This is a genomic window from Aeromonas sp. TECH754 (genome assembly GCF_056279295.1).
In genome coordinates, this window is sequence record NZ_JBWBRA010000001.1 from 823,419 (window position 1) to 847,265 (window position 23,847).

Consider the following 23,847-nt stretch of genomic DNA (forward strand, 5'->3'; position numbering starts at 1 on the left):
GTGGCTCCCAATTGCAGGTGAGTTGGTTCATGCCTGAGCGCTCCCAAGGCATGGTTGACGCCAGCTTGGTTGGCTCTGGTTTCCAGAACGGCATGGATGTTCAGGATGCGACTCCCGGTACAGGTGTGCGCTCGCTGGGTATTGGCAGCATCATGCAGCAGCGTATCCTGGCGGGCTCTCAGCAAGTGCTGGTCGATTTTCCGGAGAGTGGAGAGCGGCACTGGTTGCCCTATCAGCACCTGCGCCAAGTGAAAGGCGCCAAGCACCGCTTTATCACAGCAGCCACAGGCAAGGAACTGGATGCAGAGCGCATGCGCTTGCGCATGCTCGCGCATGCCATCGAGACCTGGAACGAGAACACAGGGGCGCTCTCGCATCTGGATATCGAGCCCTTACCACACCAGATCAACTTGGTTCACCACATCTTGGCCTCAGGCAATTTCAACTGGCTGATTGCCGATGACGTGGGGCTCGGTAAAACCATCGAAACCGGCATGCTCTTGCATGCCTTGCATCAGCGTCGACAGATCAAGCGGGTTCTGCTGATAACTCCAGCTGGGCTGACCAAACAATGGCAGGAGGAGCTCTACGACAAGTTCAAGCTGGATGAGTTCGAGATCTACGGAGAAGACTTCTCCATCAACGAGCCGCGTCAGTGGAAGATGCATGACCACGTGATCGGCTCCATGGATCGCTTCAAGCAGGAAGACCACTTGGCAAGTCTGCTGCAGGCCGAGGATTGGGACCTGATCATTTTCGATGAAGGGCATCGCCTCAGTCGCCGCCAGTACGGGCAAAAGCTCGACAGTTCTGATCGTTACTCGTTGGCAGCCAGTCTGCGCGGAAAAACTGAGCATATGTTGCTGCTTAGTGCCACGCCTCACCAGGGCATGCAGGACAAGTTCATCGCCTTGCTCGAACTGTTGCGTCCCAAGCGTCGTCGCGAGCTGCTGATGCTCAACCTCAAACCGGAAATCCTCCATGACATGGTCTACCGCAACCACAAAGCGGATGTGACCGATGCTGAGGGTAACTTCATCTTCCAAGGGAAGATCACGCGCGCGATGAAAGTGCCTGCTAGCGAGGAATCACAGACTTTTGATAAGGGCCTGCAGGATTACTTACGCCGTGGCTACGCAGCTAGTGTGGAGATGGGGCGCACAGGTAACGCTATCGGCTTCGTGATGACGGTCTATCGCAAGCTGGCTGCATCCAGCTCGGCGGCAATCCTCAACGCGCTCTGCAATCGCCTGGCTCGCTTGGAAAAGAAACTCAACGGCGAGCATGGAACAGATGAGCCGGTCGACGAGCGCTACTTCGGCGAATGGGAAGAGCAGCTGGCAACAAACGCCAAGGAGTTCTTCGCCGGGGAAATTATGCTGCTAAATGATCTGATCGAGGAAGCTGAACAGCTCAAGCATAACGACCGCAAACTCCAGCTCTTCATCGATGAGGTCATCCGCAAGATTCTTGCAGCCAACCCCGTAGAAAAGGTGTTGATCTTCACCGAGTACCGCACGACACAAGATTACCTGTGCGAGACCTTGCGGTGTCATTTCGGCGCAGACAAAGTCGAGCTTATAAATGGCTCGATGGGGCATACTGAGCGCCGAGAGGCCATTACCCGATTTGAGGATCAAGGCCAGTTCTTGATCTCCACCGAGGCCGGTGGCGAAGGTATCAACCTGCAGCGACAATGCCATATCATGATTAACTTCGATCTACCCTGGAACCCCATGCGTCTAGTTCAGCGGATCGGTCGCCTCTATCGCTACGGCCAGAAGAAAAAGGTAGTGGTCTTCAACATCCACCAGCCTGACACCATGGATCAGCAGATCATCGACCTGTTGTACGACCGCATCGACTCTGTGGTTCATGACATGGCTGTGGTACAGAAAGATGAATTCAACGAGGGCCTGAAAGACGAGATCCTCGGGGAACTGGCTGAGCTCATTGATGTCGAGGATATCCTGCAGGCGGCCACACTGCAGGGGATCGAGCGCACTCGCGAGCGCATTGATGAAGCCCTGCACCAAGCGCATACAGCAATCGCCAAGCAGCGTGAACTGTTCGAGTATGCGGCCAGAAGTGATGCTAACGAGTTGCGTGATGAGCTGGAAATCACTCAAGAACACCTGCTCAGCTTCGTGCTGGGTATGTGTTATCAGCTAGGTATAGACGTCGTCGAACGCACCCACAAGAGCAAGCTGCTGCGTATCCGCTTGCCGGAGCTAGTGATGCGCGAGCTAGGCATGTCGTCCAAGGCGTCACCGCGTATGGATGTCACCCTGGATCGCGAGCTAGCGGCCCATCGGCCGGATACCCAAATGCTCGATCTCAACTCGCCACTCATGCAGTACCTGCTCAACAAGGCACGTGACTACGACTTTGGTGGCCTGGCTGCAGTGGTGCAGGGAGATGAGCTAGGTGAAGGAGCGCTGTTTGGAGCCATGCTGCGCTGGCAAGGATTGCAGGGAAAACGTATGCGCCAGGAGTTCGTGACCATTCAGGTCAATGAGGGGGGCGCGCAGTTGAATACCGAAGCCATTGGGCAGTGGCTGCTGCAGCCAGCGCAACCTGCCGAGCTAAAACCGATGTCAGAGCACTGCAAGGCGCTGTTTGCAGATGCTGAAAGTGCCGTCAATCAACGGCTCGCCAATGTCAGTAACCGCTACATAATTCCGGAAAACCTGCAATGGGCCAGCGCCGGCTGGACGATTTAAGGAATCTGTAGTGCATCTTATCAGTGCCACGTAAAGAGAAGGGGGAAGCAACCACTATGTTGTTTCCCCAATCGCTTTATTACACCAGCCAGATATTGATATATAAATCAATCAGTTATCATTTCATGGCTCGGCGCATCCTGCGTGATTTGCGCCATCCTTGCCTTGGCTCTGTTCAGTCTGTCTTGGAGCTGAAGTATGTCCTCGGGCTTGAACATCGCCCCCAGATCTAACCCCGGACACTCTTGCAGGATCACCCGCACCAGGCGGACGGTGCGCGTCGTTACTGGCACACACTGCCCGACCAGCTTGGCGCGTTTGGCTGACTTACAGTCATCCACGCTGGTTGGGCAGCCATTGACCGTCAGCCATTCGGCCAACTCATCGTACCCCATCGTTTTCGTCATGCCGAAGGCGGACTGGGTATAAGCACGCAGAAAAACCCGCTTGAGGATGCCGAGCGAACCCTCATCCGTCATACGCATTGGCAATCCTTTTATCGACGTCTTGCAGACGAAGTAATCCTCCCAGTTCTCCCAGTCATCGAGAGTCTTCAGGCAGTTCGTCCGCCGCCAGTTATCGAATACCACACGTTGCTCCATAGCGGCAGCTACCGTCGGCCAGGGGCGTGTATCAAAACAAATATGCTCGGTGCCCAGTACGTGCTGCATTGATGGCAGCATGGGTTGCCGCTTGAAGTCGAACTCAAGATTCAGGGTTTTTGACCTGCTCACGGAGACGAGATCGCGTTCATTGATCCACATTTCAGCCGTAGATATTAAATGGTCACTCTCGATTTTTTGACCGGGGGTACGATTCAGATAAAGGTCAAGCATGTACGCCTGATGCTGGTCCTTAGAGCAGGGGGGCTTAACCCCAGCCTTGGCCAGGATCTGGGGCTGACCCTCAACGCCTTCTGGGGTGAGTTGACCACGAGTCTTCATCGCGATGGCCTGTTTAACCTGATGTTTTTGCTCCAACATCCGAAAGCCAGGGCCATCCAGTCGCTCGCCCAGTTCCTGAAAGCGGCGGCATATCGGGCCAGTCAACACAAGTTCGTCATATGTAGCATCGGTGAGGAAGCCATCTGTCGTGACGCTCACCACTGTTCGGTGAGCGGGGATGGAGGCCAAGACTTCTCCGAGTACGGCACGGATCAGGCCGGTCGTATGCGCGGCAAAGAATGCGTTGGTGATGGCGGAGCGCTCAATGGGCTTGCTCAATCCACTGGATGTATCGAAGGCTGACTTGCCCCTCAGACCTTGAGCCAGCTTGCCATAGAGAGAGTTACCGATTTCTTTCCAAAGTAGCTCTTCGAAGGATTTCTTCACATACGATTGGCGTTTTTCCCGAACCTGCGAGACAAAGGGCTCAAACAGGCGCTGCGTCGTATCTGCCCAAGGAATGATGACACCCTGATGTATCTCAATCTGGCAACCCATACAGAGTGCGACCTCGATCTCTGGTGCGGTACAGAAAGATTCACCAGTGAGGGGAAACAACAGGCCAATTCCAGTACGCACCGGTAGGCTGGGATAACGTGTCCCGTATGGAAATCTAAATTTAACGCGAGCAAGACCAAAGACATGGCCACAGAAGTCGGCTGTGTTGGCGGTCATTCGCCCTCGCTCATAATCAAGGGGTAAAAGGTCAACGAGCCCTGTGGTATAGGCTCCGCTGAGGTCAAAATCGTTGAAGAGCGATAGTGGGGTCGGGCCACCCCAAAAGCATTCATTCCGTCCACCGTGGTAGCAATCGATGGCAAAACCCTCGAATAGCTTTGCTTCAGGGGCCATTTCCCGAGCCTTCTTGGTCACAGGTCTGGATGCATTTTTGCTCCATCCAGTTTGCACCACCTCATGGGTTCCAAATAGCAGGTCCCGGTCTTGACCTGTTTCGCGCAGATGTTTCAGGAACACCGATGTGGCACAGCCGCCAATCGTCTTTGGCAGGGATGAAAGCCCCAGTGTCTTAGCGAATTCATGGAGTCGTAGGCCATATTTGACTGCGATTTCGGCATCGCGCAGGGCATAAGCTTCAAAGGCTGCCTTGTTGCCGGCGAGTAGTTCATCCATGCGATCAATGGAGTGACCCGCAGGAAGGGACAATTTTGGTAAGCCAATGAGTTCACCAACGGCTGCAAGACCAGCACCACCTGGGGTGTGCAGCATAGTGTCGACAAAGGTGATCAAGGTTCGTTGGGCTTTACGCTGCTTGTCTCGCAAAATCAGCGGGGCCGGTTTTGCTTGACGGTGCAAGACGTTCTCAAGATCGATGCCATAGGCATTGTTTACTGACGCCACTGTTCGGCGAATGCCGTTAACCTGAGTTTTGAACCGCCAGAAGTCGCCAAACGAGGCAAGGTCTGCCCGCAGGAAATGGGCATACACAAAGACGTGCTTGGGCCATTCTGTGATTAGCCCCTTCGCTTTACATTCAATAATGATGTGGCTGATAAATCGTTCAAAGCTCAGTCGGTCAGATTTTTTCGAAGAGGCTGGGTAAATGACTTCTGCATGCTCTCCTTTTTCCGTTTTAACAAAGAACTGGTAGGAGAGAATGTCGTTGTGCATTGTCTTGGGGTTGTATACGTATTCGCTGTCTATGCCTATATGGATCCCTGCCCCTTTTGCGGGAACCACTGTCTCCCCAGGCTTGAGAAATTGCTGGGTGCGTAACCGCAGTGCCTTGTTGGTAGAATTCTCCTGCACGGGTAGCAGGTAATCAGGTATGTCGGGGTCTCCCGCAATCACATCAGAACTCAGGCCATCTATCATCCAGTCAGGAAGGCGTGAGGGAGCATTCATGTATTGGCAGGGGTCGAGTGCGTTTTCAATCGCGAGCGCCAATGCGCTCTGGTGTGGCTCGTCGTTGAGCATGCCGTAGTCATCGGGAAGGGGGCTGTTATTAAGCTCCGGCAGCAGGTCGGTATCTGCGTAGGGAAAGCTCACCGCCGTGTCTCCAGCATTATGTGTAGGTTTTTCTTGTCTTTTCATGCGTGTTGGCTCGTAAAAAAAGGGCCTCCTTGGAGACCCTTTATTGAAAAGGAATACGGTTAGGCGCTTAGCTGGCGTTCGATAGCCTCCATGCCCTCATCAAGTTCTTCTTTAGAGTCGCATGCTACCCACAGGGGCTTGGTGTCTGGCAACAGAAGGGAAATACTGATCCAGACATTGGCGTCTTTTACGATCGGGGTGCAACCGGCAATCAGGTCTGTTGCGACCAGTAACTTCTTGGTTCGGATGAACTTGCGCTTCTTTTGCTTGAGCACGAGACTAGAGACCTCTTTGAAGCGCTCCTCGATTTCTTGTCGGTCACTGCTCCTGTACATAATGGCCGGGTATGAGTTGCTGTCGGACCATGCCATCAGCGCATGTGGCTGGTCGGGGTCATTGAGCTGCATGTGTGCAACGCGGCTGATCGTGCCGAGGTTCGTCAAACCATCGTTCACTTTGATGAATGCACCTACGATTTGATAGGCAGCGGTGTGTTGAGTGTTATTTGTGCTCATGAGAGCCTCCTGTAGGTAGGGTTGTTAATTTTGGTTTTGCAGTTGTTTACGTTCCCACTTCTCCACTTCACTAAGTGGGAACCGGGTTTGCCGCCCGATGGTGACAAATGCGGGTAGCGTCTCGGGTGCGATGATCATTTGCTTGTCCAGCCAGCTTTTTGAGATGCGCCACCGCTGGGCCAACTCGCTTCGAGTGATCATTTTGTCTTCGTCCATCGCTACCTCTCGTTTGTGCTGTTCGTTCGACTGGAGCTACTGTCCCAAAAATCGAGAACAGAAAATCTCATCTGTCATGCACGCTGCTCCAACTAGCCTGTGTGGCGTTGATTTTTTCGATGAGCTCGTTGACCTGATATCTTGCGTATAGCCGTGTCGTCTCAAGGGAGTTGTGGTTGAGTGTCTGGGCCGCCAAGGCAAGATCACCGGTTTCCTGGAGCAAGGTGGTGGCAAAGCTGCGGCGCAAATCGTGAATACACAGACCTTGGACCCCCGCATGTTTGCAGACTCGTTCGAAGGCATGGCGCGGATACGCTAAAGGCGCATTGGCCCTGTTAGGAGAGAAAAACAAGTAGTCCTGAATGCCGAACGCTTCCTGTTGTTCTCTAATCGTTGCGATGGCTGACGTCGATAACGGTACAACGTGCTGTTGGCCGTTTTTGGTGAGGGGAAGGACGAGATAACCAGCATCAAGATGAACGTTCGAATTCTTGATCGAGAGCACCTCGCCGATCCGCATCCCTGTATAGAGGGAAAGCAACAAGGAGTTGGCCCCAGGTGTTTGTAGCGCATTGCATGCCGTGATAAACCCCTGACGTTCATCCGTGGTGAGCACTCGGTGACGCTGGTTGTTTTCTTTGAGTCTCTTTACCCCATTCATGGGGCTAGAAGCCAGATAGCCATGTTCGACCGACAGCGTGAACATGCGGGAGAGGGCGGCGAGGATCTTGTTTACGCTGGATGGCTGGAGATGAGCACAGAGGTCGAGCTTGAACGATTCAATGTCCTGCCACTCGATTTTTCCGATCTTGCTGTCGCCAAAGCGAGGCAGGATGTACTTCTTCACCTTATACAACTCAGATGCCGTGTTACGCTTGTTCAGCTTGAGGTCGGTGAGGTAAAGGGTTTGATAGACCTCATCGAGCCGTTTGTTCTTGCCCAGCGAGTAAGTGCCGCTTTGGAGAGCCTGCATTCGCTCATAAACAGCGCTACGAGCATCCTGGATCGACATGTATGGATACGCTCCAAGCGTTTCACAGATCGGCTGGTAGCGATGGGTGGTCTTGAACAGAAAAGAGAGTGATGAAGGATAACGCATGATCCGGAGTTGAGGATGCGTTACGTCCTTGTACTCCTGCTGCTTCCCGTTCTTGGGGGGAAGAAGGGCATCAAGGGTTTTACGAGTGAAGTGTAGGGGGATGATGGGCATGACTGTTACCTCCTGATAGTAGGGAGGTAACAGTAATCGGAGCGGGGTTTAAGTTATCTCACGGGTGATGCAAGCGGGTCAGAGCGTCAGCCCTCGTGATTGAAGTAGTGGTCAACGAGTGATGGGTATTTGTAAATATCGGAAATAAGATTTCGTCTAGTTGCAAGAGTATCTGAGCTAGAATCTTTTGATCCCATCTGCGTAAGTGGAAATGCTTCGTCAAGTGCCATAATCATTTCCGGACCCGTCACGTGCAGTTCGTCGATTGTATCAGGGGTAGAATTTTTAAATTTTGGTTGAGAGTGTTGCCAATAGTATAGCCAAATCTTGTAGGTAATATTCCTATAGTAAATGGGTATCGACATCAACTTATTCGTCTTTCCTTCTCCGAATGTTCTGCGACTATGTGTGAAAAATATGTATTCATCAGGAGATAATGTCCTGCTACGTTCCTTTACTGGGAATATTTCTTCAATGTGTAACAATATGAAATAGGCCGCAATGAGGAATGTCTTGACTATATGATGATAACATCCAAACTCCATTGAAGCTTTAGTCCCAACTGCCATAAATAAATCATCTGGAGTGTTTTTTTCAGGATGATACCGAGCATTTTCTTCAAACGTTAACCATTGTTCAGTAATCTCCAGAGGGGTAAAAATCAAGAGAAGGTTGGCTAAATATGACAAGAACTCAGTCGATGTTCCAACAAGCGTATATCTATCCGGATATTGATGTACTTCATTTGTCAGGAAAATTAGTCTTGTCGCGATGTCACGTGCGGAGTTGTTAATATCATTCGACATCTTCAATATATCGCGCTTACTACCGATATGTTTTCCATCAATGATGCCGTGGAAATTAACCCCTTGTGGAGAAGGGTGTGTAAGCGATTGTAGTTGGACTATTATATCCTCAATGACTGAGGTGTCTATAAGGCGGTTTTCATTGTTTTCTGAAAGTGCCATCAAATGTTCAAAAGTATTTTTAAAAGAGTTTTCTTTTTGGCGGTAGTTTTTTATTTTTGCCGTTAATTTTTCTTGTAGGTATTGATGGAAATTAAAAATAAGCTCAATGTCATCGACAGTTGTAAACTGAATGGTGTTTGGTTTTAGCAGGCGTTGGAGGGCTAGGTTATTAATCTTAGGCGACTTATTATCCGTATTTAAAAACATTTCTTCTAAAACACGTTCTCCGTACTCAGCTTTGAAACCTAAAATATCTTTATCATCGTGTGGTATTAAACCATATTTTTCTTTTGCCATACATGTATCTTAACTATCAGGTGATAAGAGGGTCTAAAAAATTTTCTAGCAATATACTACCACCTCATCGGGGCGAACAACCTGTTTAATTGCCAATCACGATAATGGAAAGGATCAAATTTACGATTTGATCATAACGAGAGTCCAATGGAGGAGTAGTTTGGTGCTGGTCGGGCTTAAGCTTAAGTAAGCATCACGTTACCATACCAGATGCCAAACGCATTAATTGTGATATTTGTCACGTGGCAAGCTGTCTCAGACATCTCTGTGTAAGTATTTCAAGGGATCGGAATACAGGGGAATGGTAAGGGGGAAGCGAATGCTTTCAGTCCTTAGGTATCATACTCAACGCAGCCTTAATTTGATCTCTGGCAGCTTCACCGAACAAGAGTGTATTTGCTATGAGCATATTAACAACAGGCCCATTGGATGCAGATTGCTTACGGATACGCTCTTTGGCCGCAAATGCGTGCTTTTGACGGCGGTAAACATCTTCCCACCAATTACGACCATACTTTTTTAGTATGCATGTTTTGATTGTTTTAAAACGCTCCCTGCTGGTGGTTCCTTCAGCGGAGGCTAACACGCTTGCCCATATCATGCGTTTCTGCAGGTCATTCGGGACCCAATCTTGCCCTCTAAGTTCAGCAATAACATCCGGATGTAGATATAGAGTACCCTCTGAAACCTTGCGCTTCACCCAGAGAGGCTGGGCACGCTCAAAAGCCGACTGTTTATCTTGAGCACTATACCCATGACAATGTAGCTTCCAAGTTTCCAACTCATCAATCGCGGCTAATCTCCGGGCTAACGTTTCCACATCTTCTCCATATTCATATAACGTTTACCACTACATGACCATGATCAGCTGAGCCCGGCAGATTTCTAGACCCGTGACCATGATGTATGGGGTGTTTCTAGAGCACATAGGCTATTCAGTGTATCCCCAATGGCGCTGTTACACCTATTACTTCTTCGTCGATAAATCATATGGTTACGTGCAGACTGCAATGTGCATTTCACGCGTGTTGCGCAGGATGATTGATTTTCATGTGGGCGATTGAAGCTAAATCAGGGGACGCGACTCGGCCATTCGTCAGGATGGTTCAGTTATAGCTAAGCTATGCGAAAAAGAGGCCAGTGCCGACCGGCCCTGGCCTCTGTGTTTTCTGCTCTATGGTGCCGGATTACTGACAGGCCCCCCAGTTTACGCCGTCTGTGCCACATTCCAGGCTATGAGTACCGTCCGCATAGGTTGTCTGCTTCTGATAGAGGCCGCTGCTGTTGTAACTGGTTTTGATGGTATTGCCATTTTCACTGGCCGTCATGCTCTTGACCCAGCTAGCCGCATCAGGATCTTGGGATGGTTCGTCATACTGATAGGGGAGGGCTTCGAGAGCCGCAGTGAGCTCACCGATGTTCAGGGTAGATAGCTGTGCTTCCAGACCTACCCAGTCGTTCAGGAAGCTGAATGCGCCCGCCTGCCGGTTATAGATGAACTGGGTGACGTAACTCAGATCGTTGGCGTCATAGCTGATGGTGGCGTAACGGTGGGTGATCGCTGCTGCCATATCGTCAGGTGCACAGTCGTTGAAGCTCTCTGCCGATGTTTTAGCCAGATTCACCAGTGTGTACGTCTTGGCGTTTGAGCGGGCCGAGAGGGTTTCCTTGATGTCACAGCTATAGGGGGTGTTGTCCCCATGGCGCGACTCAAAGTCGTAGCGGGTTGTGTAGGTGTAGTTATTGCCCGTCACTTGGCGCTCTTCACCATAGATGATGGTCTTGATGATTTGTGCGAAATCATCGCTCACCTTCACCAGCTCGGTGCTGCTCTGGGCTGCCCCTTGCAACTGGATTTCACGATACCAAGCATCCGGATAGGCATTGTTGTGATCGCGACTATCCCCCTTGTGGTAATCGACATAGACAAAGGTGGCGTCCGGGTTATTCCGTTTCAAGGCTTCTGTCTCGGTGAAGGACTGCTGCAAGCCGCGCACGATCTCCTGGGCCAGCGTGGCTGTCTCGCTATCACCGCTGGCGATGAAGTCCGCATATAGCTTCTGCTCGGAGATGTTGTAGTGACTGACAACCCGGCTGACGGCCTGTTTCATCGAGGCGATCAACTGTTCCTGCTTTTGCCGGTTCGCCATGACGGTCTGGCAAGTTGTCTGCGATTGGGCGGCCAGCTCACTTTCTACACTGCTCCATAGCACCGTGGTCAACGGTGTCACATGGTAGACATCATCTTTGGTGATAGGGGCAAAGGTGGGGGGAAGGACCATTTGATAGGCTTCTGTTACCGGGCCAAGATCCAGGTCCACGGCATCCACCGGTACATCGACCACCAAGGGGGCGTATTGAGCGCAGGTTTGCAGGTCTACCGGCAGCTCTAACCGATAATCACCGGCATCATTGGTAGTTGTCTTGGGTTCACCATCATCCCACTGACGGTTGAAATTGAGATCGAGATAGACGATCGCGCCTTGAATGTATCCATCAATCGCCTTGCCTGACATCGCCAAAGAGGCACCCGGTGGGGTTGGACTATCCGTGTTTCCACCGTCGCTACCACCACCGCCACAGCCTGACAAAGTAGCCATCAACATCATGGCCAAGGGGGTTTTCTTCATTGTTAGCTTCCCGTTTATTATTGGTATGCGATAACGCCCAGAGCATGGTCCGTTATCATCGTGATAATTTTATCTCGGTGTACGGCTATAAAATGTTGATTAGCCTCTGATTTATGAGTTTCTATTCACCGAACTTTCCGTTGTATTCCGGCTTCAGTACATCAAGGTGCAGACAGTTCTGTCTCGCACACGATGACTTCGCACTCTGATGGGTCGGGGAAGTCTCCGCCTTCGTCGGTGACATATATCTTGTCGGCATGAACGCGATAGTTACCCGCCGGGGTCAGCAGTGGGTTTTCGTACGTGCCCTGATAATCGACAGAGACAGAGGTCGCACCATGGGATCTCAATGTGACGCGTCCGTTGGGGGCGATAGTGATGGATTGTTGAATCCCATTTTCACCTCCGAAGTTGAAGTACCGGGTTCCCGTGAACGGCAGCTCCACGGCTTGCTGCTGTGGATCCCCGGCATGGTCAGTACCTCTGGCGCTCTGACACATTTTCTCTAGCAGTAGATCCAGTATTCCCTCGGGCTGTGGTCGCCCGTTAATCTCCAACGCCTCCACAGAAAAACCATCATCTTGCATCCAGACCTGCACCATGGCCCGTGCGGGCTGACTGGCATAGGTGATGGTGCCGCTGACATTCACCAATTTCCGACCATCTGCCGCTTTCCCGCCGGTCCACTCGGGATCTTCGAAGAAGCTGTTGACCATCTTCTCGACGGAGATGTTCGGGCACATCTCCAGCTCGCTTTCCTTGAGGGTTGCCACATCCAGCAGGCTGAACAAACCAGCCTGAGCGCCTGTCGAGCAGAGCATCAGTAAACCAATTGCAGTTTTTATGTTCATACAAGGTGCTCCTCACCACACCCATGAAAACGCGGATATGGGGCGGTAGTTATAGCGACGGTCAAACTCCTCCTGTGTCAGACACAGAACACGGATGAACTCGATCACGGACAAGACCAGGGGAAGGCCGGTGGCGCAAAGCGCGAGGTAGATAAGCCCCCAGCCCCAATTCCCGGTGTAGAACTTATGCAGACCAATGCCGCCGCCCAAGAAAGCGAACACAGCGGTGAGCCCCTTGCGCTTGCCACGGTGCGCAACGGCGTTTGCGCCGTTTAGCGGTGCCTGCGGGGGAGTGGTCGCGGCAGAGGGGGGCAGGGAGGGGGCTGCTCCCTCTTTAATAGGCCAGGCTGCGATATCGATAGGCTTCAGAAGTTCATCCGTCATTGCCCTGGCTTTCTTCTTGGCAGCGCCGAAGGTATCGATGGCATCGACAAACGAGCCATTGAGGGTGAGCTGGATGGTCTCATCGCCTTGGGAGGCAAAATTCACGGTGATACGCATACCGAAAGGGTTAAAGCCATATTTCCATGCGGCTTCGATCCTGCCGTGGGTGCGCTCGATGGTTTTTAACGTGCCGCCCTGGGCTTGCAAATGGGCGGCGACATGCTCGAAGAGTTGCTCATAGGGACTGGTGGAGCAAAGAGTGTTGTCGGACACTTTTTGCAGGCTGATGGTGTTCATGCATTACTCCTTGGATATCGACTGCGGGATGGTTGACGACAATGTGAAACAGCGGCGACAGGTGGTGTCGCGGTATGTCAGGCGCTGTCGCCAGATGTATAAAATGGGATCTTTGTCACAAATGGGTCAGGGCGGAGCCTGACTCATCAGGGCCAATAGATGGCGTAAATCACGGACGATCTGCTCATGGATAAAACCGGGCGAGATCACGCTGAGTCCCGGCATCCAGGATTTGATGACTGGCAGAATTTGGTTGGCATCGAGCACACGACTGCTCAATAACAGCGAACCATCATCCAGGGTTTTGACAATCTCCTGCTCGGGCAGCAACGGGCGATGCTGAAAGTTGATGGCGATGGAGGCACTGGCCTTGAGGAGCACCTCGATCATGCCGGAGCGCCAGAGCGTCGGATCGGTATCGATTTGCCGCTGAATAAGCGCATCGCGGGTAAAGGTCTGTTGCGATAGCTCAACCAGTGCGATGTTGCTCAGCGGATAGGCTTGCAAGCGCCCCTCGCTGACGCCGACCAAGTGCCAGGTGCCCTTGTAGTTGACGAGCTGATAGGGGCTAAACAGTTGCTTGCGCTGGTCTTTGGTGATGAGCCAGCATTGCAGATGGTGGGTCAGGGCCCGCTCTAATACCGGTAACTGATGACTCAGTGTGTCGGTTGACTGGGCATCGAATCCCTTGATGGCGAAGAGGCTTGGGTTGCTTCTTTCCAGCAACTGTCCCAGACGATGTTCACTGGCGCGGGGGAACAGGTCGGTGATACCCAACTGCTCGGCCAGCTTTCGCAGCTTTCCATCGCTCTTGTGATTGAGGAACCCAGGATCCAGCCAGTATTGCTGGTTGCGGTGCTCTATCGGTAGATAACTGAGGCGTTGATTGAAATCCCGCTGCAGGGTGCGCACGGTGACGTTGTACTCGGTGGTCAGATCACTCAGGTGCAGCTTCTCACCGCTGTACAGGCGGGTGAGGAGCATACCGAGGCGCTGAGCAATCTTGTCGTGTTCGTGCATACCATCTAGCAAGGGGAATAACCGTGTTGTGGATTATCCAAACAAGCCGCGACACGGCGTGACGAATTGGATGGCAGGCAGTTTTTCGCAAAACCCATCATCGGCGATGGGTTTTTGTCATCAGTAGAGGGGTTTTGTTATCAACCGGCGTGAAGCGGTTGAGCGGGCAACGATGGTCGTTTGTGTTCAGGAGGAACTAAAACCACCATGTGTGTTTTTTAACCGCCCGGTGAGCCACAGCGCACAATAAGAAAGATGTGTTAATTTAGATTGTCTATACAACGGGTTGTCCGTTATGGTAGACCCCACAACCATTCCCTTTCTTTATGGAGGTTTTTTGTGTTTGTTTGGTAACACGGTTTCGAGTGATATGGTTTGTCTCTGATTGCGATATAAGGAAATAGTGAATGAGTGATACATCCGAGAATCTACCAAATGAAGGTGTTGTGGTTAATACGGAGGTGCAGTCCTCAGACACTTTATTTAGTAATTCATTTGAGATTTCAATTGAAGCGGCAAAGATAGTAAATTACGCCGCAGCTCAAAATAATATCCCACTAATTCAGCGTTTAATTATTCGCAACAAAAGCGAACAGTCGTTCAGACAGGTGGATTTTCAGATAAGTGTCAATCCGGCATTTTTTGAACCCAAGCGTTTCACCTTTGATATCTTCGGTGCTGAAGAGTCTCGAACCTTCAACTCAGTTCAACTAAAACTCTCGCTAAACCACGACTATCTATTCGATTTGGATGAGGCTGAGTCCGGTAATATCATAATCACCGTGTCTAAAGAAGGCGAAGAAGCTTTGGTTCACAACGAACCGATCCGTGTATTAGCTCGTAACGAGTGGGGAGCAACACTGGGTTTACCAGAGCTATTGGCTGCACATGTTCAACCCACGCCTATAGAAGTTGATCGCATACTGTCAGCCGCATCTTCTTTGCTCAAGTCATCCACAGGCTTGAGCATGAATGGATATCAGAGTAAAAACCGTGAGCATGTCTGGAAACAGGTAAATGCAATTTACCAAACTCTAGCAAACATGGGGTTCCATTACGCACCGCCACCTGCCTCTTTCGAACGAACAGGACAGAAGATTCGGACTACTGCCCAGATCCTCGATGGTAAAATGATGACCTGTCTGGATTCCAGCGTACTTTTGGCGGCTTGTCTGGAACAAGCGGGTTTGAACCCGGTAATTTTGGTCAAGGAAGGCCATGCTTGGGTTGGGGTCTGGTTAGTTGATTCGTATTTTTCCAACCCGGTAGAAGATTGTGCTCAAGATGTGAGAAAGAGAATTGCTTCCGGAGAATTTCTCACGCTTGAGACCACTGTGATTCCTCAGGCTGCTTCTATGAAAAAGGCTATTGCCGATGCAGCAAATTATCTGGAAGAAGCCCAGGAGCACACTTTTGAATACGCGATTGACATCAAGCGGGCTCGCCAGAATCACATTCGCCCGATGCGTGCTATTGCTGCGCTAGGCAAAGGCACTGTCGACTATGGTGAGAATTTTTCACCGGCGGGACCAATTATTGAAGATGTCCCAGAATTGCCGCCATTAGATCCAGGAGTCATAACCACCGAAAACGTAGTGACTGACAACACTCCGGAAGGTCGTCTGGCAAACTGGAAGTCCAAACTGCTAGATCTGACTTTACGAAATCGTCTACTGAATTTCAAACCCAGCAAAAAATTCCTAAAAGTAGTGACTCATGATGCGGGGGATCTTGAAGACGCACTGGCTGCAGGTGGTGAATTCAAGCTAGTAGCCAAACGTTCAATGGCCGACATGGGCGACCCCAGAAGTGAGGAAGAATTTAAAGCCGAACACGGCATGACCTCGGCTGAGCAGTATGCGAAATCGGCGCTACCAAAAAAAGAAATCTGTTTTGATGTAGAAAAAGAAAAACTGCAGGACTACGCCACTGTTATATTCCGTGAGGCTAAAAATACCTTAGATGAGACCGGGTCCAACAGCCTATATATTGCGTTGGGTACTTTATGCTGGAAAGAAACCCCAGAAGCCGAGACTGTATTGAAGGCGCCAATTCTCCTAGTTCCAGTGAAATTGAAGCGCGGTGCGGTAGGCTCCGGCATCCGATTAGAACGTTTGGATGAGGAAACAATTTTTAACCCCACACTCTTACAAAAGCTGGCAATAACATTTGACATCTCTTTACCGTATCTCGACGGGCAACTTCCAAATGATGATTCCGGTGTAGACGTAGACAAGATTTTTGCGACATTAAGGAAGAAAGTTGAGGACCTGAAAGGTTTTGAAGTCATCGAGGATTCTTATCTTGGATTGTATTCTTTTGCTAAGTACCTCATGTGGAGAGATTTATCCAAAAACTCTCAGGATTTACTCAAAAATAAGGTGGTAGACCATTTGGTTAACCATCACGGTGAAAATTTTCAGGATGACACAAAAGTGATCAGGCCTGAGGATTTGGATCGCGACTTCTCACCTCAATCTTTGTACACACCATTGTTGGCTGACTCGTCTCAATTGGCTGTTATCTGCACAGCCGAAAAGGGTCGAAACATGGTCGTTGAGGGACCTCCAGGAACGGGCAAGTCTCAGACTATTACCAACCTTATATCTCACTTCCTGGCCAATGGTAAGACTGTGCTCTTTGTAGCTGAGAAAATGGCTGCGTTGGAGGTAGTACACAACCGATTAACAGACATTGGGTTGGCGGAGTTCTGCCTAGAGCTGCATTCGACTAAAGCGAAGAAATCAGAGATTTCCAAGCAGTTTGTGCAGGTGCTCGAATGCGCGGACAACAAACTCGTTGCTGATTGGGAGTACGAGGCAGAGCGGCTGGCTGCGCTGAGAAACGAACTGAATGCCTTGGTTAGGGTGTTACATCAGACACATAGAAACGGTTTGACAGTGTACGAAGCTATGGGCTGGACGTTAGTGAGCGACAAAGAACCAGCTCGCTTTGATTGGACTGACCCAGAGATACATGACTACAAGGAAAAATGCAGTCTGGAAGATTTTGTGGGTGATTTGGCAGCGTTGGCTACACGCCTTTCCAAAATATCGACTCACCCGCTCAATGAAGTAAAGAAGACAACTTGGACTCCTACTTGGCAGGACAGGCTATTGCAAACGGCTAAGCAATCCGTTGAGCAAGTGAGCGATATTGAGGCCAGCTTGCAGGATTTCTCCGCGCTCGTAAAAATCGAGGCTAATCAAGCGAGCTTGGATCAGTTGCAGTCCATTGATGAACTTGCTGCTGCTTTACTTAACGTTTCACAGGTGCCGATGGAGTCAGCTAGTCAAGCGTTCAGCACGCAAGAACGTAAGAAATTGGGCGAACTTATCCGGCATGGTGAGCAGCGTACCGCCCTATGGTCATTCTTCAAGAATTACGACGCGGAACTAAAAACGCTAAAAGCCGCACCGTTAAAACTTCAGTGGAGAGCGGCATCCCAAGATTGGTGGCCCAAGAAATGGTTTACTAAGCGGAAGGTTTCTAATCAGATTAGACTTTTTAGCCTTGATAAGTCGCGCGTTGCTGACGAGGAGATGGACGAGTTCCTTGATAATTTGGCCAAATTAAATGTAGAGGATCAGTACCTTCACGAAAATGCTGCAATCGGGTCAAGTTGCTTGGGAGACGTTTTTAAGGCCGAGAATACCGATTGGAGTGAGGCGGCAGCCTATCTTCGCTGGATGGATGATCTGGCTTTATCTGTGCAAAAAGCCTTTGACGCACAGATGGAGCAGTTAGACGTCGCCCGAAGTTCGCTTCGAGTGCTGCTTTCTGATCAAAATGAGTCCTTTAGACCGGGTGGGCGGCTCTATAACGTGGCCCAGGCTTACAGGAATTCATATTCGGGGTTCATAGCGCAGTTCACCAGCCTTAGGGAACTCACTGGTAATAGCGAATTTTTGGGGGGCTCGGCCAAAGTGGGCTTACTGGGTTGCATACGTTCAATGCATGCTCAGTGGCAGTCACATAAACAGGAAATCCAACCATGGTGTGTCTGGAATGACTCCCGTGCGAAGGCTTTGTTACTTGGATTGCAGGGCTTGATTGAGCAGGTCGAGCAAGGTGCAGTAGATCTTGCTGATCTTAAAGAACATTTTGTGGTGTCTTATGCTAGCTGGTGGCTAAAGTGCATTTTGGATAGAGAGCCGTTGCTCGCGAACTTCTCTGGCGCATCACAAGCCCATAAAATTGCAGAGTTCCAAAAGGCTGATGAGCGTTTCCAGAAACTCACAGTTCAGTATGTACAGGCCAAGTTGCGCGGCAAGATTCCAACTGGGTCAGAATTGACGGGTGACTTGAAAGGGGAAGTAGGGTTTTTGCGCCATGAAGCGCAGAAGCAGAAGATGCATCGTCCGATAAGAGAGGTGCTTAAAAAATCCTCCGCAGTGCTGCCACGCTTAAAACCCTGTTTACTGATGTCACCTCAGTCCGTTGCACAGTATCTAGACACGAGCACTCAGATGTTCGATGTAGTTATATTTGATGAAGCCTCGCAGATACCGACGTGGGACGCTGTTGGTGCAATCTCACGCGGTAAGCAATTGATTTGTGTTGGTGATCCTAAACAGCTACCTCCGACCAACTTCTTTAGTGCCTCGGATGCCTCTGGAAACTTTGATGATGAAAGTCTCATCGAGATGGAATCTATTCTGGATGAATGTTTGTCCTGTGGCATGCCATTGTCTCGGTTGGCTTGGCACTATCGTTCACGTAACGAAGGGTTGATTACATTCAGTAACCACCAGTATTACGGGTCGGATTTAGTTACTTTCCCAAGTCCCGTGGAAACGGATAACTCTGTGGAGTTTGTTGATTCGAAAGGGGTATATGAGCCCGGCAAGTCGCGCACAAACAAAATTGAAGCGGCCAAGATCGTTGATGAGATCGAGCAGCACTATCTCTCAGGTGCAGGCAAGAAGTTCTCCATTGGAGTCATTACCTTTAACTCTACTCAACAGGCTCTGATAGAGAAACTAATGGATCAGCGGCGCCTTGCGAATCGGCAACTGGATGAGGCTATTGCACAGGCTGGCTCGGAAGAACTCTTCATCAAGAATTTGGAGAATGTTCAGGGTGACGAGCGTGACATCATCTTGTTCTCAATTACCTTTGCTAAGGATGCTAGTGGAAAGCTGAGTATGAATTTCGGTCCAATGAACAAGGAAGGGGGCCATCGTCGCCTTAACGTCGCTGTGACCCGTGCTCGACACAAAGTCAAGATATTCTCAAGCCTACGGCCAGAGGACATTGATCTATCGCGCACCAATGCCAGGGGGGTGGCAGACCTAAAAGCCTATCTGGACTTCGCTTTGCATGGTGCACGTGTTTTGACTGAACAAGCCATACCAACTGGGCGGGAACCTGACAGTCCTTTTGAATATCAGGTCATTGACGCCTTGCGTAACCGTGGGTGGCGTGTTGTGCCACAAGTGGGTGTATCCGGTTATCGCATCGACCTGGCTGTAGTCAATCCTCATGCTCCAGGAAAATTTTTGCTGGGAGTAGAGTGCGATGGCGCTACTTATCATTCCGCACCGAGTGCTCGTGATCGAGATCGCTTGCGCCAAATGGTGCTTGAAGGTTTAGGCTGGAATATTCACCGTATTTGGTCGACTGACTGGTGGTTTAACCGAGAGATCCCTCTGAAAGCGCTTCTCGCACGGCTAGATGAACTGGAAGAACAAGCTCGTTTTGAAGCCCAACCTGTTTGAGGTCAAGTGATCTGATGGGGGATACATGCGTGTTATGCATATATCCCCATTAGCGTTGCTCTAAGAGCTTCCAGCGGTGGTCATTCAGTAGAGGGCGGAGTTTTCCCACCTGATGGAGTATCAGTTGGCAATCAAGCCCTGTTAGCCAGCCTTGGCGACGTCCCGTACTTTTTGCTCTACTTGGTGTGCTATGGCCTGAATCTGAGCCAGTTCTAGTGAGCCTGCCCTAAATTGGGGGAGTTGCTTGGGGAGTGCAGCGGCACTGACGATGTAGGGGAAGGTGATCTTCTGGCGTAAATCCACAAACCAGCCAGGCAGAACCAGGACTCCACCTACCGGGACTTCGGTCCCAGTTGCACTGTTGAGCCAGTTACGCACTGTGGTGACGTTACGGCGGACCTGTTCGAGCGGCGCTTTTTCAACATGGTTTGGGAAGTGAAGCGCATCATTTTCGACCCGAACCTTGAACTGTTTTTCTCCATTGTTGATGGGTTTGGAGCGGCCTTTAGTCTCGATGACAAAGACCCCGTTAGGGCAGATGATCAAATGGTCGATATTGAATCCATCAAACGGAATATCGTGGTAAACCCGATAGGGGTGCTGTTGGGGCCTAACGATTTGGTCCAACTCCTGACCAACTGCCAGTTCACAGGAATAACCCAGTTTGAGGTGCTGAACCTTGTTGGCCATTTTGTAAGTTTTGGTTGTGCCATAGATAAAGAGACCCAGCATAACGACCCCGGAAATCAGCATCACAGTCGTGCTCATAGCCCTCTTATCGATGTAGCTCTGTAACAAGAGGTAGAACCCGCTCATCATCATGGTCAATGGCGTGAATAGCATTTGGGAAAAGAGGTCTATCTGCAGGTCCTGGATTTGCTGTTGCAGGGTGTGACCGGCGGGCCTGAGCAGGTCGGCGGTCAACGGGCTGACCCTATGTGAGCGAAGCCTTTTTCTTATTAACAAGATGGTCCCGACAGATAAGAATATTGGGCACAAGAACAAGCCAGTAGTTGCCAGAACAGATACCGCGAGCGACGAGAATTCCATTTCATGCGTCTTTTTGGGGATGTGGTGAGGTCAGGTTAGCTGACCTATAGGAGTCTATCCATTGGGATGTGGGGCAAGTATCACAGTATCTGATTATCCCCAATGGAGATCTTACACCTTGTGGTGTTAGTGAGATAAAACAGAGAGTTACTGCGCCCCCTTTGTGCGCAAATGGGGTTCGTTGCGCTTGGGTTTACTTGGCTGGTTGTATGTTTACTGATGCGACCCGGAAGCTGGGCGGCTGTAGTAACACTCTCGGTGGCATTAGCAAGCTGTCCTATGACAACACTTCCCAATGCCCACCCTTGCGCGGACCAACAAAGCGTAATCGTCCCGCCTTAACCAACGCCGCCGCCGCTCGCTCCACCGTGCTGGTCGATCTGCCTATCAGCTCGGCTACTTGTTTAAGGGTCAAGGTCGGCTCAGCCACCAAGATCGCCAACACCGCATCCGGCGTTTTTACCCGCATTTCTACCGGCGTTTCTACCCGCGTTTTTTCCAGCGGTGTGGACTGTGATGCCGGTTGTGCGGCAATCGCCTCGGTCAACGCATCTCGCAGCGCCTCTAGCAGAAACAGAATAAAATCGGTGCAGTCACTCAGCCTGTCGGCCTGACTTAATTGGTGGTAGTAGTGCTCTTGGCGCTCTTTGATGATCGCTTCCACCGGCAGGAAGGCCATCACTGGTTGCCAACGGCTCAAGATCACCGTTTGCCACAAGCGTCCCATACGGCCATTTCCATCGGAAAAGGGGTGTATAAACTCCAACTCGTAGTGCAAGGCACAAGAGGCAATCAAGGGATGGGCCTCTGTTTCTGCCAACCATTGCATCAGTTGTTCCATCAGGCGTGGAACCTGAGTCGCAGGGGGAGCCATATGCACTAATTGCTCACCCCGATAGATGCCGACCCCACTGCTACGCCATTGCCCTGCGTCATCGCATAACCCGTGCATCAAGCATCCATGGGCCCTGAGTAAATCCGCAGAAGAGGTAGGTGCCCAAGTCGACATTGTTTCATAAGCGGCAAATGCATTGCGCACCTCCTGGATCTCACGGGGCAGACCCAACACAGGTTTGCCGTCGATCACTGCCGTGACTTGATCCAGGCTCAGGGTGTTGTGCTCGATAGCCAGGGATGCCTGGATGGTGCGGATCCGGTTTTCCCGGCGCAGCATGGGCACTTGCGAGCTCTGCGTCGAGCGCCATTGCCCCACCAATTCTGCGATCTCCGCCACCCGGCTCAACATGGCGTGGGTCAGGGTGAAGGGAGGGGAATAGGCTGCCATGGGGGACTCCGACTGAAACGATTGCAAATGCGAAGGCTCAGAGATTATCAGATCGGGGGCAAGACCAACACGGCGGCGTATCTTTGCGAATTCTGTGATAAGCGATATGCGATGCCCTATGACGTGGTGCCATTCGTTGTGAATTAGCGGTGTCACTCGCTCCATCTACTTGCTATTTCATGCAATAAGATTCAAGCGAGGCTCCTTGATTTAAAATCCCTCGCTTTTCGAGGCGTGCCGGTTCGATTCCGGCCTCGGCACCATTGAAATCAAAGAGTTACGAAGGCCACTAGCGATAGTGGCCTTTTTGTTTTTGGCTAAATGGCGACAGAGTGGCGACAGAGTTTTTTTGATGGGCTTACACGAGCACAGGCTGGGTAGTCACCCGGCCTTCTTGTATGATGCCGCATCTGCTTGATGGCGTGCTTCATGCGGCGCTTTTCCCTGGCCATGTTTCGGTGCGTAGTCAGGCGGATTGAAAAGGGCTCCACATTGTGGAGCCCTTTTCGCATTCTGAAATTAGTCTGGCAGCTCCTCCAACGTCACTTCGAGCTGTAGGCGGTTGGTGTAGCCTTGGTCGGTTAGATAGTGCACCACCTGGGTGAGCAGCCAGTCGGCTCCGTCAATCTGGGGTTGAACCCTCTGACCGTGGTGGGTTGTTCCGGGTAGAGCTCGGGGCGCCCCATGGCTAGGCGGTGCTCTTAAAGTGATGAAGGTATAACTCACGTCTTTTCAAAAGCTTATGACCTATGCAGTGTCCCGTCATTACCAATTGACCGATGCAAAATGGGGGGTTATCGAGCCCCTGTTTCCACATCACCGCATCACCGCATCACCGCATCACCGCATCACCGCATCAGCGGATGCCCTACTCGTGAGCCACGCCAGGTACTCGACGGCATTCTCTGGATACTCCACACCGGCGCACCTTGGCGAGATCTGCCAGAACGTTTCGGCCCATGGAGTTCGGTCTACACCACCTTTCGACGTTGGCAGAGTACAGGGCGCATCGATGCCATCCTTGAAGCGCTGCAATTGCATCTCAATGAAGAAGGACTTATCGACGTTGACCTGTGGTGCCTTGACGGCTCCAATGTCAGGGCATCCAAAGATGCTGCCGGAGCGCGTAAAAAAACACGCCGGTGAATCAAGCTCTTGGCCGCTCACGTGGCGGTTTTGGCAGCAAAATTCACTTGGTCACCGATGGCCATGGTTTGCCGCTGGGGTTCTGCCTTTCGCCGGGGCAATCAGCGGAAATCAGATATGCGACCAGTGCGTTGGTCATGGCAAGGATAGCGACTTCATCAGGCCGATATCGCACCTGTCCAGCACATCTTGCCGCAGATAAGGCCTATGGCAGCAGAGCTTTTCGAGCCGAACTCCGGCGCAGAAGGATAAAAGCGGTCATCCCGCAGCTCCGCGACCAGCAGCGGCACCATGAGGGCCGCCCACTGGTATTAGGCAAAGCACGTTATCGCAGGCGAAATATGGTAGAGCGGAGCTGCGGATGGCTGAAGAAGTTTTTCCGATCCTCAACGAGATATGAAAAGCTGGCGGGAAGTTTTGCAGCCTTCATCAGGCTGGCTTTCTGGCTTCGTTAATTACGGGAACTATTGGTGGGCAGAAAACCAGCATTTTGAGAACACAGCCTAGCGTCAGCACAGGCTGCGCGCAGATTATCGGAT

At 51.1% G+C, this 23,847-nt stretch carries 14 protein-coding genes and 2 pseudogenes; 4 read left to right on the forward strand and 12 right to left on the reverse strand.

The genetic code is table 11. From position 1 onward, the window contains the following. Window positions 1-323: 323 nt before the first annotated feature. Window positions 324-923, forward strand: a pseudogene (locus ACZ9IL_RS03680) (DEAD/DEAH box helicase); the annotation flags it as partial. A gap of 453 nt (window positions 924-1,376) precedes the next feature. Further along, entirely contained in the window at window positions 1,377-2,723 is a 1,347-nt protein-coding gene (locus tag ACZ9IL_RS03685) for a helicase-related protein (RefSeq protein ID WP_425305999.1), read from the forward strand. A 107-nt stretch (window positions 2,724-2,830) separates the two neighbouring features. Here the strand turns inward: ACZ9IL_RS03685 and ACZ9IL_RS03690 are convergent, their stop codons facing one another. The 10 genes from ACZ9IL_RS03690 to ACZ9IL_RS03735 all read right to left on the reverse strand — a co-directional run bounded on the left by ACZ9IL_RS03690 (window position 2,831) and on the right by ACZ9IL_RS03735 (window position 14,107). Next, complete coding sequence (locus ACZ9IL_RS03690; RefSeq protein WP_476002281.1) at window positions 2,831-5,719, reverse strand: hypothetical protein; 2,889 nt, start codon at window positions 5,717-5,719, stop codon at window positions 2,831-2,833. Between the two features lie 59 nt (window positions 5,720-5,778). Next, entirely contained in the window at window positions 5,779-6,234 is a 456-nt protein-coding gene (locus ACZ9IL_RS03695) for a hypothetical protein (RefSeq protein ID WP_476002282.1), read from the reverse strand. Between the two features lie 24 nt (window positions 6,235-6,258). Beyond that, window positions 6,259-6,450 carry a helix-turn-helix transcriptional regulator gene (locus ACZ9IL_RS03700; RefSeq protein ID WP_476002283.1) on the reverse strand — a complete coding sequence of 64 codons (192 nt, stop codon included), beginning with the start codon at window positions 6,448-6,450 and terminating at the stop codon, window positions 6,259-6,261. Window positions 6,451-6,517: 67 nt separating this feature from the next. Next, window positions 6,518-7,660: a tyrosine-type recombinase/integrase gene (locus ACZ9IL_RS03705; RefSeq protein ID WP_476002284.1), complete on the reverse strand. Its 1,143-nt coding sequence runs from the start codon at window positions 7,658-7,660 to the stop codon at window positions 6,518-6,520. An 86-nt stretch (window positions 7,661-7,746) separates the two neighbouring features. Continuing rightward, window positions 7,747-8,925 carry a hypothetical protein gene (locus ACZ9IL_RS03710; RefSeq protein WP_476002285.1) on the reverse strand — a complete coding sequence of 393 codons (1,179 nt, stop codon included), beginning with the start codon at window positions 8,923-8,925 and terminating at the stop codon, window positions 7,747-7,749. A 325-nt stretch (window positions 8,926-9,250) separates the two neighbouring features. Next, window positions 9,251-9,745, reverse strand: a complete 495-nt coding sequence (locus tag ACZ9IL_RS03715) for a hypothetical protein (protein WP_476002286.1) — start codon at window positions 9,743-9,745, stop codon at window positions 9,251-9,253. Between the two features lie 367 nt (window positions 9,746-10,112). After that, window positions 10,113-11,555, reverse strand: coding sequence for a hypothetical protein (locus ACZ9IL_RS03720; protein WP_476002287.1), 1,443 nt, complete (start codon window positions 11,553-11,555; stop codon window positions 10,113-10,115). Between the two features lie 161 nt (window positions 11,556-11,716). Beyond that, on the reverse strand, window positions 11,717-12,406 hold the full coding sequence (locus ACZ9IL_RS03725; protein ID WP_476002288.1) for a hypothetical protein: 690 nt from the start codon (window positions 12,404-12,406) through the stop codon (window positions 11,717-11,719). A gap of 12 nt (window positions 12,407-12,418) precedes the next feature. Beyond that, window positions 12,419-13,087, reverse strand: a complete 669-nt coding sequence (locus ACZ9IL_RS03730) for a TM2 domain-containing protein (RefSeq protein ID WP_476002289.1) — start codon at window positions 13,085-13,087, stop codon at window positions 12,419-12,421. A 126-nt stretch (window positions 13,088-13,213) separates the two neighbouring features. Continuing rightward, window positions 13,214-14,107, reverse strand: coding sequence for a helix-turn-helix transcriptional regulator (locus ACZ9IL_RS03735; RefSeq protein WP_476002290.1), 894 nt, complete (start codon window positions 14,105-14,107; stop codon window positions 13,214-13,216). 407 nt (window positions 14,108-14,514) lie between these two features. On the opposite strand from ACZ9IL_RS03735, the gene ACZ9IL_RS03740 reads away from it, so the two are divergent. Further along, window positions 14,515-19,827, forward strand: a complete 5,313-nt coding sequence (locus ACZ9IL_RS03740; protein WP_476002291.1) for a DUF4011 domain-containing protein — start codon at window positions 14,515-14,517, stop codon at window positions 19,825-19,827. Window positions 19,828-19,968: 141 nt separating this feature from the next. Here the strand turns inward: ACZ9IL_RS03740 and ACZ9IL_RS03745 are convergent, their stop codons facing one another. Beyond that, window positions 19,969-20,751, reverse strand: a complete 783-nt coding sequence (locus tag ACZ9IL_RS03745; protein ID WP_476002292.1) for a nuclease-related domain-containing protein — start codon at window positions 20,749-20,751, stop codon at window positions 19,969-19,971. A gap of 403 nt (window positions 20,752-21,154) precedes the next feature. Further along, a complete protein-coding gene (locus tag ACZ9IL_RS03750; protein WP_476002293.1) occupies window positions 21,155-22,162 on the reverse strand; it encodes a Fic family protein in 1,008 nt (335 codons plus the stop codon). A gap of 754 nt (window positions 22,163-22,916) precedes the next feature. Between ACZ9IL_RS03750 and ACZ9IL_RS03755 the strand changes: the two are divergent. Next, a pseudogene (locus ACZ9IL_RS03755) lies at window positions 22,917-23,763 on the forward strand (IS5 family transposase). Window positions 23,764-23,847 lie beyond the last annotated feature (84 nt).